We start from the raw sequence: 14,026 nt of genomic DNA on the forward strand, positions 1-14,026 counted from the left end.
GTGTCGGGTATTTCTGGCAATCTGCAGGGCATGCGCGCCGACCGGCTGCTCTCGATCATGATGCTGCTGCAGCACCGCGGCCGGATGACCGCCGCGGAGCTGGCGGGCGAGCTGGAGGTCTCGACGCGCACCGTGGAGCGTGACTTCGACGCGCTCTCCGGCGCGGGCGTCCCGGTGTACGCCGAGCGCGGCCGGCACGGCGGCTACGCGCTGCTGCCCGGCTACAGCACCGACCTGACCGGCCTGACGCACGACGAGGCGCTCGCGTTGCTGGTAGCGGGCTCGCGGGCGTCGTCGGAGTCGACCGGGATGGGCCCGGCGCTGGCGTCGGCGATGCGCAAGGTCGTCGCGGCACTGCCCCAGCCGCACCGGACCGCCGCCACCAGCGACGCCGAGCGGGTGCTCGTCCGGCAGGAGGGCTGGCTGCCCGTCGGGGAACCGGAGCCCGAGGTCGAGCACCTCGCCGCCGTCCAGCGTGCGGTGTTCGCCGGTCGCCGGCTGCGCATCCGGTACCAGGCCGAGTGCCAGGAGCCGCGATGGCGGACCGTCGATCCGGTCGGCCTGGTCAGCGCGCGCGGCCGTTGGTACCTGCTCGCGACGCGAGAGGGCGCCGAGCGCACCTACCGGCTCAGCCGGATGCGCGAGGTGCAGGAGCTGACGGAGCTCGCAGACCGGCCCGAGGGCGTCGACCTCGAACGGGCCTGGCAGGAACGCAGGGCCCGCTTCTTCGCGGCCCGCACGGTGCGGGTGCGGTTGCGCCTGCTCGCCGGACGCCGGGCGACGCTGGCCGGCGCGGCGCGCGGCATCATCACCGAGGTGGCCGACCGCGAGGACGGCTGGCTGCTGCTCGACGTCACCTTCGCCGACGTGATGTACGCGCAGAGCGTGCTCTGGTCGCTGGGTGCCGACGCGGAAGCGCTCGAACCACCCGAGCTGCGCACGGCACTCGCGGAGCGGGCCCAGGCGGCCGCCGCCCGCTACGCCACCGAACGCTGACCCGAAGTTCCCCACCCTTTTGGGCACATGCGCGCCGAAACGGCGCGCATCCACCCAAAACGGTGGGGAAGTCGGTCGGTGACTCCGTAGTCGTGCGGACGCGCCGGGCGGTCTGTGGCGCATACGTTCCTGTCATGGAACCGCGCTGGATGCCCCCGCCGCCCGTCGAGCAGCCGTGGGTCGCGCCGTCGACGACCGCGGGTACGGTCTGGCGCTCGGTCGTCGTCGCGGGCCTCGGCGTGCTGGCGCTCCTGGCGCTCGTGCCGCTGCTGCTCCTGCTGATGTGGATCGTGGCGGTCGGCGGCGCGGGCCCGGACGTGTGGCTCATGGTGGTCGGCGGCATCGTGGTCGCCGTCGGCATCCCGGTCGCGACGGCGTGCGCGTTCGCGGCCCGGTCGCGCAACCGGGCGATGGCCGAACTGGCGCTCTGGGGCTGACCGGCCTCGACGCGGCCCGAAGTTTGCCGCAGGAACGCCGCAGGGGCGGCACCCGGATGGGTGCCGCCCCTGCGGGACGTGCGGTACTGCTGGGGGGTGGACTCAGAAGTCCATGCCGCCCATGCCGCCCGAGGGGTCGCCGGCCGGGGCCGGGTTCTTCTCCGGCTTGTCGGCGATGACGGCCTCGGTGGTGAGGAACAGGGCCGCGATCGAGGCTGCGTTCTGCAGCGCCGAGCGGGTGACCTTGGCGGGGTCGATGATCCCGGCCTTGATCAGGTCCTTGTACTCACCGGTGGCCGCGTCGAGGCCCTCGCCCGCGTTGAGACCGCGGACCTTCTCGGCCACGACTCCGCCTTCGAGACCGGCGTTGATGGCGATCTGCTTGAGCGGTGCCTCCAGCGCGACCTTGACGATGTTCGCGCCGGTGGCCTCGTCACCATCGAGACCGAGACCCTCGAACAGGCCGGCTCCGGCCTGGATGAGCGCGACGCCGCCACCAGCGACGATGCCCTCTTCGACGGCCGCCTTGGCGTTGCGGACGGCGTCTTCGATGCGGTGCTTGCGCTCCTTGAGCTCGACCTCGGTGGCCGCGCCGGCCTTGATGACCGCAACACCGCCGGCCAGCTTGGCCAGGCGCTCCTGCAGCTTCTCGCGGTCGTAGTCGGAGTCGGTGCGCTCGATCTCGGAGCGGATCTGGTTGACCCGTCCGGCGATCTGGTCGGCGTCGCCGCCGCCGTCGACGATGGTGGTCTCGTCCTTGGAGACCACGACCTTGCGGGCGGTGCCCAGCAGGGTCAGGTCGGCGTTCTCCAGCTTGAGGCCGACCTTCTCCGAGATGACCTCGCCACCGGTCAGGATGCCCATGTCGGTCAGCATCGCCTCGCGGCGGTCACCGAAGCCGGGGGCCTTGACGGCAACCGACTTGAAGGTGCCACGGATCTTGTTGACGACCAGGGTGGCCAGGGCCTCGCCCTCGACGTCCTCGGCGATGATCGCGAGCGGCTTGCCGCTCTGCATGACCTTCTCCAGCAGCGGGAGCAGGTCCTTGACCGTGGCGATCTTGGACGAGACGAGGAGGACGTACGGGTCCTCGAGCTCGGCCTCCATGCGCTCGGCGTCGGTGACGAAGTAGGGCGAGATGTAGCCCTTGTCGAAGCGCATGCCCTCGGTGAGCTCGAGCTCCAGACCGAAGGTCTGGCTCTCCTCGACCGTGATCACGCCTTCCTTGCCGACCTTGTCCATCGCCTCGGCGATGAGCTCGCCGATCGAGGTGTCGGCCGCGGAGATCGACGCGGTGGCCGCGATCTGCTCCTTGGTCTCGACCTCCTTGGCGGACTTCAGCAGCGCCTCGGAGACGGCCTCGACGGCCTTCTCGATGCCCCGCTTGAGCGCCATCGGGTTCGCACCCGCGGCGACGTTGCGCAGACCCTCACGGACCAGCGCCTGCGCGAGCACGGTGGCGGTGGTGGTGCCGTCACCGGCGATGTCGTCGGTCTTCTTGGCAACTTCCTTGACCAGCTCGGCCCCGATCTTCTCCCACGGGTCCTCGAGCTCGATCTCCTTGGCGATCGACACACCATCGTTGGTGATGGTGGGCGCGCCCCACTTCTTCTCCAGGACGACGTTGCGGCCACGCGGGCCGAGCGTCACCTTGACAGCGTCGGCGAGGGTGTTCATGCCGCGCTCGAGCCCGCGGCGCGCCTCCTCGTCGAAAGCGATCATCTTCGCCATGGGGGTGTTGTCCTCCGATTGGGATGACACGAAGTCACGTACCGAGCGCGGTGCCCGCGACGGACGACCGGCAACCCTGCGCCGGTCTCACCTGCTCGACGATTGGCACTCTACCGTGCCGAGTGCCAGCACCGGTTCTAGCACTCGCCCGGAGCGAGTGCAAGGACGCCGGAGGGCACGCCCGGGGGGCCATCGGGCACGATGCAGGGGTGGGCGCTCCGGTAGCGAAGACAGCACAATCAGGCAAGACACCGCGTTCGGTCGAGGAACACCGTGCTGTGGTCGCGGCGCTGCTGCAGCCCAGCCCGGTCGAGGACGTCCCGCTGGCCGAGCTGCGCGGGCGGGTGCTGGCCGCCGACCTCGTGGCACCCATGTCGCTGCCGTCGTTCCCGAACTCCGCGATGGACGGCTACGCGGTGCGCGCGGCCGAGCTGGCAGGCGCCTCGCCCGAGTCGCCCGTCGAGCTGCCCGTCGCGGAGGACATCCCGGCCGGGCGGGTCGACGTCCCGCCGCTCGCGCCCGGCACCGTCCACCGGATCATGACGGGGGCCACGGTCCCCGAGGGCGCCGACGCCGTGGTGCAGGTCGAGTTCACCGACGGCGGCGCCGAGCGCGTGCGGATCTTCCGCGCCCCGGCCGCCGGGACGCACGTGCGGACCGTCGGCGAGGACGTGCACGCCGGTGACGTCCTGCTCCGGGCCGGCACCGAGCTGCGCGCGCCGCAGATCGGGCTGGCCGCCGCCGTCGGCGCCGCGACACTGCCGGTGCGGCGCAGGCCCGTCGTGCTGGTGCTCTCCACCGGCTCCGAGCTCGTCGAGCCCGGCACGCCGCTGCAGCCCGGCCAGATCTACGAGTCGAACGGCCCGATGCTCGCCGCGGCGGTCGAGGAGGCCGGCGGGCAGGCGGAGCTGCTGCGCTTCGTCCCCGACGACGTCGACGAGCTGCTCTCGACGTTGCGCAAGCGGATCGAGCAGAGCGGCGTCGATCTCGTGCTGACTTCGGGCGGGGTCAGCGCGGGCGCGTACGAGGTCGTGAAGGACGCCTTCACCGACCGCGGGGTCGAGTTCGTCCGTGTCGCTATGCAACCGGGCGGCCCGCAGGGCGCCGGACGGGTCACTGAACTGGGTGAAGTTCCGGTTGTGACCCTGCCGGGCAATCCGGTCAGCTCACAGGTGTCGTTCGAGGTGTTCGTCAGGCCCGCGCTGAGGGCCGCGCTGGGCCATCCGCACCCCGATCGGCCCATCGTCAACGCCAAGCTCGGGCAGTCATTCGTCTCGCCGGAGGGCAAGCGGCAGTTCCGTCGCGGGGTGCTCGACGCGGTCCGCGGAACGGTCGCCGAGGTGGGTTCTCCGGCCTCTCACCTGCTCGGATCACTCGCTGTAGCCGAGTGCTTCATCATCGTGCCGGAGGCCGCAACGGAACTCCCCGAGGGGTCACCCGTGGAGGTCTGGCTACTCGATGGGTGAGCCGACCGGGTAAACGTGGTGTACGTCACAGCCAAGTGATGCAACACTGGGCGCGCCAAGAGCGTCTTAGTAGTGAGTGTTCGGCCGAACGGTTCTGATCGTGGGCCTTGTGGCTTTACGACCTGGACGATCGATCGACTGCTCATGGATACTTTCGGCACCACGCGGGTAACCGCGTAGGTGGGCAAAGAACCTACCGCCCGTCGCTGGGGAGCGGACGAGCGGTTCCACGGCCGGGGTCGTCGTCTCGGGGGATGACGGCCCCGGCCCTTTGCGTTCTCGGGCCCGATGATCAGAGTACCGGCGGAGCGGTGACGGCGGTCGCGTACCGTATCGGCCGCTGGGATCGCCCAGCGACGCCACGCCGGAGGAGCCGACCGCCGCTCATGTCCGAAAAGTCCCAGGCATCCCCGTCTGGATTCTCGGTCCCCCACATCGCCGGCCTGGTCAGGGCCGCGATCCCGCCGATGCACCCCGGCGGTCGCCCGCTCGTGGCCGGGGTCGCCGTCGCAGCCGGGCTGTTCCGTGCCGTGACCGGCCGGGGGACGCTCGTCGGCGTGCTCGCCACAGCCGCGACGGCCGCGTTCTTCCGCGACCCCCGCCGAGTGCCGCCCCCGCTCACCGGGGTCGTGCTCGCCGCCGCCGACGGCACCGTCGCGACGGTCTCCGACGTCGTTCCGCCGCCGGAGCTGGGCCTGCCCCCCGTGCTGGCGCCCCGGGTGAGCGTCTTCCTCTCCGTGCTCGACGTGCACGTGCAGCGCATCCCCGCCGACGGGCGCGTGCTCGCCGTCGAGTACCGGCCGGGAGTCTTCCTCTCGGCCGACCTCGACAAGGCCAGCGAGGACAACGAGCGCAACGCGATGTTGCTGGAGACGACCGGCGGCGCGAAGATCGGCGTCGTGCAGATCGCCGGCCTGCTCGCGCGGCGCATCGTCTGCGACGTCGCGCCGGGCGACGAGGTCGCGGCCGGCGAGACCTACGGCCTGATCCGGTTCGGCTCGCGGGTCGACACCTACCTCCCGCGCGGCTCGCGCGTGACCGTCGCCGTCGGGCAGCGGACCATCGGCGGCGAGACCGTGCTCGCCGAGCTGCCGGCGACGGGCGGGGCGAGCTGATGGCGATGCCGCCCGCGTACGCGGCGGGGATCCGCCTCCTGCCCAACGCCGTCACCGTGCTCGCGCTGTGCTCGGGCCTGTCCGCGGTGTACTTCGCGTTGCAGGGGCGGTTCGACCTCTGCGTCGCGGCGGTCGGCGCGGCCGCGCTGTGCGACGCGCTCGACGGCCGGCTCGCCAGGCTGCTCGACGCCAGCACCAGGATCGGCGCCGAGCTCGACTCGCTCGCCGACCTCGTCTCGTTCGGCGTGGCGCCGGCGCTCGTCCTCTACATCTGGGTGTTCCAGGGCTCCCAGTTCGGCTGGGTGGTCGCGCTGGTCTTCGCCGTCTGCATGGCGCTGCGGCTGGCGCGGTTCAACACGCTGATCGACGTCGTGGACGAGTACCCGTTCACCAAGGAGTTCTTCGTCGGCGTCCCGGCACCGGCCGCGGCGCTCTCCGCCGGCATCCCGCTCTACGTCTCGCTGCACTTCAACGGTGAGAAGGGCTGGTGGGCGGAGCCCGTTGTGGTGGGGCTGTGGGCGCTGGTCGTCGCAGGGCTGATGGTCAGCAGGCTGCCGACGCTGTCGTTCAAGACCGTGCGGGTTTCGCCGAACTACGTCGCCCCGCTGCTCGTGCTCGTCGGGCTCGCGGCGGCCGTGCTGATCACCGTGCCGTTCCTCGGGATGGCCATCGTCGCCGGCATCTACCTGCTCATGATCCCGTACACGGCCTACCGGCACCGCTGGTTGTCGCGCCACCCCGAGGCGTGGAACGTCCCGGTGCGGGAGCGGCGCGCGGTGGCGCGGGCCGCCCGCTCGGCCCGGCGGCTCGGGCTGCGCCCGCCGCTGCGGCGCCGGGTCGCGGGCGGCGCGAGCGCTGTCGCGCGCGCCATGCGGAGGCTGAGTGACGACGCCGCTGCCGCGCAGCGCAGCCGGATGAACAACCGCCAGCTCCGCAACAACGCGCCAGGGCCGGCGCAGAACCCGCAGCGCAACCGGCTCCGGCTCGGGCTGCGCCGGGTGCGTCGCCCGCGCTGACCCCGACTCGCGCCCGCTGGGCCCGACTCGCCCACGGGCCGGCCCCGACTCGCGTGCCTGCCGGGCCGATAACGTTCCGGGCGTGCCACCTTCGATCACCCTCGTCGCCCGGCTCGCCGCCTCGCCCGCCGACGCCCGCCGCGGCGTCGTGCGGCTGCACCCCGAGGTGCTCGATGCGCTCGGGCTGCGCTCGTGGGACGCCGTCACGCTGACCGGCGCCCGGGTGACGACGGCGCTGGTCGCGCCGGGCGACGGCGCGCCGGGCCAGGCGACGCTGGACGACGTCACGCTCTCCAACGCCGGGCTGACCGACGGCGCGGCGGTGGTCGTCGCCCCGGCCGCGGTGGAGCCGGCAAGGCTGGTGCGGCTGACGGGATCGCGGCTGGCCAGGGCGGCGCTCACGCCGGAGACGGTGCGGCTCGCGCTGCTCGGCAAGGTCGTGACCGGCGGCGACGCCGTCTCCCTCCTCCCGCAGGACGTCGAGCCGGCGCCCGGGATGGACGCGCCGGCAGCGCGCCAGCGGGTGGCGGGCGCGCTGGGCAGCGCGTGGACCACGGAGCTGCTGACGGTGGCGGGCGTCGAGCCGAAGGGCGCGGTCGCGGTGCGTCCGAGCACGGTCGTCGGCTGGGAGGGCGGCCCGGTGACGGGCGAGACCGTGGCAGCGGGAACGGCCCCGGCACCTGCGACTACGACCGCACGGCCGCAGCTCGTCACAACGGCAGTCCCTGCGGTCGCCGAGCCCGCCGTCGCCCCCGAGGACCTGATCGGCAACACCGACGCCGCCCGCAAGCTCGTCGAATGGCTCGAGCTGACGTTCGACCGGCCGGAACTGCTGGCGCGGCTCGGCGGCTCGGCGCGGCTCGGCGTGCTGCTCACCGGGCCCGAAGGCGTCGGCAAGCTGACGTTGGCGCGCAGCACCGCCGCGGCCGTCGACGCCCAGTGCGTCGAGCTGGCCGGTCCCGGGACGGCGGCGCTGGAGGCCGCGGCGGCGTCCCAGCGTGTGCACGAAGCGATCGGTGCGGCCCGCGACGCAGCCCGCGCCGGCACCCGCACGGTGCTGGTCGTGACCGACGTGGAGGCGTTGCTGCCGGCCGCCACGCCGCCGCCGCTCGCCACGCTGGTGCTCGACGTCCTGCGTGACGCCGTCGCCACACCGAATCTCGCGATGGTCGCGACGACGTCGGCCCCGGAGTCGGTCGACCCGCGGCTGCGGGCGCCCGACCTCGTCGACCGTGCGCTCGGCCTCGCCCTCCCCGACCTGCGCACCCGCACCGAGCTGCTGCGCAGGCTGCTTGCCGCAGTGCCGCTCGCCGACGGTGTGGAGCTGAAGGCCGTCGCGGAACGTGCGCCCGGGTTCGTCGTGGCCGACCTGGTGGCCGTCCGGCGCGAGGCGGCCGTGCAGGCGGCGCTGCGGCACACCGGCGACGGCGAGGCCCGGATCGGGCAGCAGGACCTCCTCGACGCCGTCGGGTCGGTGCGCCCGATCTCGATGTCGTCCTCCGACACGTTGCAGACCGGCGGGATCACGCTCGACCAGGTCGGCGACATGGCCGAGGTCAAGCAGGCCCTCACCGAGGCCGTGCTCTGGCCGCTGCAGTACCCCGACTCGTTCGCGCGGCTCGGCGTCGACGCACCGCGCGGCGTGCTCGTCTACGGCCCGCCCGGGTGCGGCAAGACGTTCCTGCTGCGGGCGCTCGCGGGCACGGGCCAGCTGAACGTGCTCTCGGTGAAGGGCGCCGAGCTGCTGGACAAGTACGTCGGCGAGTCCGAGCGGGCCGTGCGGGAGCTGTTCCGCAAGGCCGCCGACGCCGCGCCCGCGCTGGTGTTCCTCGACGAGGTCGACGCACTCGCGCCGCGGCGCGGCCAGTCGTCCGACTCAGGGGTGGCTGACCGGGTCGTCGCCGCGCTGCTCACGGAGCTGGACGGGGCGGAGCCGCTGCGCAACGTGATCGTCGTCGGCGCGACCAACCGGCCCGAGCTCATCGACCCCGCGCTGCTGCGCCCGGGACGGCTGGAACGGCTCGTCTACGTCCCACCGCCGGACGCCGAGGCCCGCACGGAGATCCTGCGCGCGGCAGGGCGCAACACCCCGCTCGCCGACGACGTCGACCTGGCGGCGCTCGGCGCCGAGCTGGAGGGCTACTCGGCCGCCGACTGCGCCGCCGTCCTGCGCGAGGCCGCGCTGACGGCGATGCGGGAGTCGCTCGACGCCGCCGAGGTGTGCGCGGCGCACATCGCGGCCGCACGGGCGAAGGTGCCGGCCTCGCTCGACCCCGCGCAGCTCGCGGAGCTGGAGTCGTACGCGGAGCGGCGGCGCGGCGCGCCGTAGGTTGCGGTTGAGTACGCGAGGGCAGGAAAGCCACTTTCCTGCCCTCCCCAGCCGGCGCGGGCCGCCGAGCGAGGGCGCCGGGGTCAGCGCCGCTGGTAGTCGTTCGTGACGATCACGATGACGCCGGGTGCGGCGGCGTTCAGCCCCGAGAAGCGTGGTTCGACGCGCATGCCGAACTGGTTGCCGAGTGCCGTCGCGGCGGCCTGCTCGTCCGTGCCGGGGCGGTAGTAGACCGTGCTGGTCGGGATGATCCCCGACGGGTAGTTGGAGACGTCGGTGACCTGCCAGCCCGCGTTGCGGAAGTCCTCCGCGGCGCGCGCGGCGAGCCCGTGGATGGTGCTGTTGTTGTAGACGCGCAGCGGCGCCCGTGCCGCTCCCTTGCCGTCGTCGGGGGCAGCGGCGACGGCCGGCGGTGCGACGGCCGGCGGTGGGGGCGGCGGGGTGGTGGCCGGCGCCGCGTTGGGGGCCGGGGCCGCGTTGGGCGCCGGTGCCGGTTGTCCTGCTGCGGGCGGCGGCGTCCCCGGCGGGACGGCGGGTGGCGCGGTGGGCTGAGGCGCGGCGATCGCGTTGGTGGGCGTCGGCGTGAACTCAGGGACCGGCACGGAGCCGGCGCTGGTGGGGGTGGGTCCAACGGGCGGCTCCGCGCCGGCAGTCGGTTCGCTCGACACGGAAGTCGGTGGGGCCGCACCTTGTTGGGTGCTGCCGCTGGTGGCGACGGTCGCGATGCCGACGAGGCCCGCGACGGCACCGAGGCCGAGCAGGGCGAGCCCTGCGATGCGCAGCGGAGACGTCCCGCTCGGCGAGCCCGGGGCGGTCATGCCGCCGCTCCTTCGACCGCGAGCGTCGGCCGGCCGATCGGCTCCGCCACGATGACCTCCACTGCCGCAGGTTCCCGATCAGCGACCGGGCACGTCCACGATCATCGTGTCGTCACCAGGGCTCGATGCCCAGCCGACGCGCCGCACGGGTGCGCTGCCGGCTGGTGCGGAGCCTGCGCAAGCGCTTCACCAACAGCGGATCGGCCGCGAGCGCCTCCGGCTTGTCGACGAGCGCGTTGAGCACCTGGTAGTACCGCGTGGCGGACATGTCGAAGAGTTCGCGGATCGCCTGTTCCTTGGCGCCGGCGTACTTCCACCACTGCCCCTCGAAGGCGAGGATCTCGCGTTCCCTGCGGTCCAGCTCCCGGACTGCACGACCGGCGGACGTCATCGCGCCGGGTTCGGTTGCGGACACCATCATGCTCCTCGCGGCCTCGCTACTCGCAAATGACATGCATGTCATTCGAGGCGACATTCAACCACGGTGCGCCGACAGCACTGGTCGGGGACGCGCCACTCAGTGGAGTGGATCCACAGCCTGCCATACCCATCCGATCGGGTGGCGGAGGCGCGCTTTAGGCTCCGAAACGTGGCCGTCCGTCCTATTCGCATCATCGGCGATCCCGTTCTGCACAAGCCGACCCGACCCGTCGAGACCTACGACGACGAGCTCCGCGCGCTGGTAGTCGACATGTTCGACACGATGGCGGCGGCGCACGGCGTCGGTCTTGCGGCGAACCAGATCGGTGTTGATCTTCGCCTCTTCGTGTACGACTGTCCTGACGAGCAATTGCGCGCCAGGGTTCGCGGAGTTGTCGTCAATCCGATCTTGGAGACGTCCGATCGGCCGGAGACGATGCCCGATCCGGAGGATGACGACGAGGGCTGTCTGTCCGTTCCGGCGGAGGTGTTCCCGACCGGCCGGGCGGAATGGGCCCGCGTTACCGGATTCGACGCCGAGGGCAACCCGGTCGAGGTCGAGGGCCGGGGCTTCCTGGCCCGTTGCCTGCAGCACGAGACCGACCACCTCGACGGGATCATCTACGTCGACCGCCTGATCGGGCGCAACCTCCGCGCCGCGCGCAAGGCCGTGAAGCGCAACGGCTGGGGTGTTCCCGGGCTCGCGTGGGACCCCTCGAAGCTCGAGGCCGAGGACGTCTGAACCGCGTACTGTTAATCCTGCAACTGTGTAATCAGCCGCAGGAGGGTTTGGCTGTGGACGAGCTCGATTCCTACTCGCGCACGGTCAGCACCGTTGCCGCGGAGATCACCGGCAAGGTTGCGGCAGTCCGGATGGGCCGCGGCAGCGGGTCGGCCGTGGTCGTCGACAGCAGCGGTGTGCTCATCACCAACGCGCACGTCGTCGGCGAGTCCCGTCGAGGGCGTGCCGACTTCGTCGACGGCACCCAGGTCGACGTCCGGGTGGTGGGCACCGATCCGCTCTCCGACCTCGCCGTGCTCCGCGCGGCGGCGCCGGACGAGCTGCCGGCGCCCGTGCAGCTCGGCGATGCGGAGGAACTCGTCGTCGGGCAGCTCGTCGTGGCCGTCGGCAACCCGCTCGGGCTGGCCGGCTCCGTCACGGCCGGGGTGGTGAGCGCGCTCGGCCGGGCGCTGCCCACCCGCAGCGGCAGCGCCGGGCGGGTCGTCGAGGACGTGATCCAGACCGACGCCGCGCTGAACCCGGGCAACTCCGGCGGCGCGCTCGCCGACTCGCGCGCGCGGGTCGTCGGGATCAACACGGCCGTCGCGGGGATCGGGCTCGGGCTCGCCGTGCCGGTCAACACCACGACCCGGCGGATCATCAGGGCGCTGCTGGAGGACGGCCGGGTGCGCCGCGCCTACCTCGGGGTGGTCGGCAGCCCGGCGCCGGTCCCGGCCGCCGTCGCCGACCGGTACGGGCGGCGCAACGGCCTGCGGCTCGCCGACGTCATCGGCGGGAGCCCGGCGGCGCAGGCCGGGCTGCGGGTCGGCGACCTCGTGCTCGACGTCGGGCGCCGGCCCGTCGAGGACGCGCACGGCGTGCAGCGTCTGCTCTTCGGCGAGGCGATCGGGGTGCCGCTGCCGGTCACGGTGCTGCGCAACGGCGCCATGGTCGACGTCGTCGCGGTGCCGACGGAGCTGGGCTGAAGTTCCCCACCGTTTTGGGCACACTTGCGCGAAAACGGCGCGCATCCACCCAAAACGGTGGGGAAGTTGCCCACCGTTTGCCAACCTGCACGCCGTTCTGCGTGTGCAACTTGGCAAAACGGTGGGGAAGTTGCTCAGCCGACGTGCCCGTTCTCCCACGCCCACGCCGCGGTCTCGACGCGATTGCGCAGGCCGAGCTTCGCCTGGATGTTCGTGAGGTGCGTCTTGACCGTCGAGAGCGAGACGAACAGCTCGGCGGCGATCTCGGCGTTGGTGCGCCCGCGCGCGACGGCCCGCACGACGTCCAGCTCGCGGGGGGAGATCTGCTCCGGCACCGGACGTGCGCCGTTGCCGGCCGGCCGCGCGGCCAGGTGCTGCAGCAGCCGCACCGTGACCGACGGTGAGACCAGCGCGTCGCCGTTCGCGGCCGCCCGGACGGCCTCGACGAGCAGCCGCGGTCCGGCGTCCTTCAGCAGGAATCCGCACGCGCCGGCGCGCAGCGCGCCGTAGACGTACTCGTCGAGGTCGAACGTGGTGACCACGACGATCCGCGGCGGCGTGGGGTCGGCCATCAGCGCCCTGGTGGCCTCCAGCCCGTCCAGCTCGGGCATGCGGATGTCCATCAGCACCACGTCGGGGCGCAGCCTCCTGGCGAGCGCGACGGCGTCGACGCCGGTGCTGGCCTCGCCGACCACCTCGATCCCGTCCTCCGCCGTGAGGATCAGCCGGAAGCCGGTGCGGACCATCTCCTGGTCGTCGGCGAGCAGGACGGTGGTCATCGGGCCCTCCCGAGCGGCAGCCGCGCCGCGACCGTCCAGACGCCTTGCGCCGTCGGTCCCGCGGTGAGCCCGCCGCCAAGCGCCGCCACCCGCTCGGACATGCCGACCAGTCCGAACCCACCCGAACCGCCGCGTGGCTGGTGGGGCACGGTGGGCACCCCGTCGTTGCGCACGTGCACGTGCAGCGCCTCCTCGCGGATCCGGATGTCGACCTCGACGACCGCGGCCTCCGGAGCGTGCCTGCGGACGTTCGTCAAAGCCTCCTGCACCACCCGGTACCCCGTTGCGGCGACCCCCGCGGGGAGCACGGCGCTGGTCAGCCCCGGGTCGGTGGTGAGCCGGACCAGCCGCTCGTCGGGGTCGAAGCGCTCGATGAGGGTCTCGACGCCGGCCAGCTCGGCGCCGGGCGTGCGGGCCCCGTCGTTGTCCTGGCCGCGCAGCACGCCGACCATCCGGCGCATCGCGGCGAGCGCGTCCGTGCCCGCGGTCTCGATCGCGGCGAGCGCCTTGTCGACCTCCTCCGGCGACTTGCGCGCCACCACCCCGGCCGCCTGCGCCGCCACGACGATGCCGGTGACGTGGTGCGCGACGACGTCGTGCAGCTCGCGGGCCAGCTCCATCCGCTCGGCGGTGCGCACGTCGTCCAGCGCGGCGCGCCTGCGCGTGTCGATCTCGCGCAGCACGAGCCCGATCGCGGCCGCCCCACCCCAGCCGAGCGAGGAGAGCAGCACGAACGTGCCGATGCCGACCTCGGCGCTCCTGGCGAGCGGGGAGGCGACGATCGCGACGGCGCCGAACGCGGCGAGCGTCAGGGCGGTGCGCAGCGGCAGCCTGCGCAGCACCTGCACGACCACGACGGCCAGCGCCAGCTGCTCGGTGAAGGACAGATCGGTGAGGCTGGCGTTGCCCCACAGCCCCGCGAACCGGCCGCCCAACGACGACACCCCGGCCAGCACGGAGAACGTCAGCGACACCGAGATCGCGATCGTGGCGACCGGGGCGAGGCCCACCCCCGGCCGGTGGCGCATCAGCACGATGCCTGCGACGGTCACGCCCGCCACCAGGTTCAGCCCGCTGCTGGCGTTGGCGGCGAAGACCAGGTCGATGAGGAACCAGAAGACGTAGCCGGCCAGCTCGGCGAACAGAACGAGGTGCTGGCGGATCCACCTCAACGTCCTGATCACGCTGACCAGCGTAGATGCGACCGTTGGT

Annotated in this window: 13 protein-coding genes; 8 read left to right on the forward strand and 5 right to left on the reverse strand. The window is 72.8% G+C overall.

What is annotated here, in order from left to right:
- Positions 1-30 precede the first annotated feature (30 nt).
- Both LL648_RS07610 and LL648_RS07615 read left to right on the forward strand, forming a co-directional pair.
- A complete protein-coding gene (locus LL648_RS07610) occupies positions 31-996 on the forward strand; it encodes a helix-turn-helix transcriptional regulator (RefSeq protein WP_232661689.1) in 966 nt (321 codons plus the stop codon).
- 134 nt (positions 997-1,130) lie between these two features.
- Complete coding sequence (locus LL648_RS07615) at positions 1,131-1,433, forward strand: hypothetical protein (protein WP_232661690.1); 303 nt, start codon at positions 1,131-1,133, stop codon at positions 1,431-1,433.
- A 102-nt stretch (positions 1,434-1,535) separates the two neighbouring features.
- Here the strand turns inward: LL648_RS07615 and groL are convergent, their stop codons facing one another.
- On the reverse strand, positions 1,536-3,164 hold the full coding sequence (gene groL, locus LL648_RS07620) for a chaperonin GroEL (RefSeq protein WP_232661869.1): 1,629 nt from the start codon (positions 3,162-3,164) through the stop codon (positions 1,536-1,538).
- A 209-nt stretch (positions 3,165-3,373) separates the two neighbouring features.
- Between groL and moeA the strand changes: the two genes are divergently transcribed.
- From moeA to LL648_RS07640, 4 genes are all read left to right on the forward strand, one after another.
- Entirely contained in the window at positions 3,374-4,630 is a 1,257-nt protein-coding gene (gene moeA / locus LL648_RS07625) for a molybdopterin molybdotransferase MoeA (protein ID WP_232661691.1), read from the forward strand.
- 386 nt (positions 4,631-5,016) lie between these two features.
- Positions 5,017-5,745 carry a phosphatidylserine decarboxylase gene (locus LL648_RS07630; RefSeq protein ID WP_232661692.1) on the forward strand — a complete coding sequence of 243 codons (729 nt, stop codon included), beginning with the start codon at positions 5,017-5,019 and terminating at the stop codon, positions 5,743-5,745.
- A 5-nt stretch (positions 5,746-5,750) separates the two neighbouring features.
- The gene (locus LL648_RS07635; protein WP_232661693.1) at positions 5,751-6,761 is read left to right on the forward strand and encodes a CDP-alcohol phosphatidyltransferase family protein; all 1,011 of its coding nucleotides are present in this window, start codon (positions 5,751-5,753) and stop codon (positions 6,759-6,761) included.
- A gap of 82 nt (positions 6,762-6,843) precedes the next feature.
- Positions 6,844-9,090, forward strand: a complete 2,247-nt coding sequence (locus LL648_RS07640) for an AAA family ATPase (RefSeq protein WP_232661694.1) — start codon at positions 6,844-6,846, stop codon at positions 9,088-9,090.
- Between the two features lie 83 nt (positions 9,091-9,173).
- Here LL648_RS07640 and LL648_RS44820 read toward each other — a convergent pair whose 3' ends face one another.
- Together LL648_RS44820 and LL648_RS07650 are read right to left on the reverse strand one after the other, a co-directional pair.
- Positions 9,174-9,908, reverse strand: coding sequence for a LytR C-terminal domain-containing protein (locus LL648_RS44820; protein ID WP_305080779.1), 735 nt, complete (start codon positions 9,906-9,908; stop codon positions 9,174-9,176).
- Between the two features lie 112 nt (positions 9,909-10,020).
- Positions 10,021-10,326: a DUF3263 domain-containing protein gene (locus LL648_RS07650; RefSeq protein ID WP_374112008.1), complete on the reverse strand. Its 306-nt coding sequence runs from the start codon at positions 10,324-10,326 to the stop codon at positions 10,021-10,023.
- Positions 10,327-10,497: 171 nt separating this feature from the next.
- Here LL648_RS07650 and LL648_RS07655 point away from each other — a divergent pair, with 171 nt between their 5' ends.
- Both LL648_RS07655 and LL648_RS07660 read left to right on the forward strand, forming a co-directional pair.
- On the forward strand, positions 10,498-11,070 hold the full coding sequence (locus LL648_RS07655) for a peptide deformylase (RefSeq protein ID WP_232661695.1): 573 nt from the start codon (positions 10,498-10,500) through the stop codon (positions 11,068-11,070).
- 53 nt (positions 11,071-11,123) lie between these two features.
- Positions 11,124-12,035, forward strand: a complete 912-nt coding sequence (locus tag LL648_RS07660) for a S1C family serine protease (protein ID WP_232661696.1) — start codon at positions 11,124-11,126, stop codon at positions 12,033-12,035.
- A gap of 134 nt (positions 12,036-12,169) precedes the next feature.
- On the opposite strand, the gene LL648_RS07665 is transcribed toward LL648_RS07660, so the two are convergent.
- Together LL648_RS07665 and LL648_RS45085 are read right to left on the reverse strand one after the other, a co-directional pair.
- Positions 12,170-12,814, reverse strand: coding sequence for a response regulator (locus LL648_RS07665; protein WP_232661697.1), 645 nt, complete (start codon positions 12,812-12,814; stop codon positions 12,170-12,172).
- Positions 12,811-13,998, reverse strand: a complete 1,188-nt coding sequence (locus LL648_RS45085) for a sensor histidine kinase (RefSeq protein WP_232661698.1) — start codon at positions 13,996-13,998, stop codon at positions 12,811-12,813. The genes LL648_RS07665 and LL648_RS45085 overlap by 4 nt, the downstream gene beginning before the upstream one ends.
- Between the last annotated feature and the right edge of the window lie 28 nt (positions 13,999-14,026).

The sequence above is a fragment of the Pseudonocardia sp. TRM90224 genome, assembly GCF_021245725.1.
Lineage (GTDB): Bacteria > Actinomycetota > Actinomycetes > Mycobacteriales > Pseudonocardiaceae > Pseudonocardia.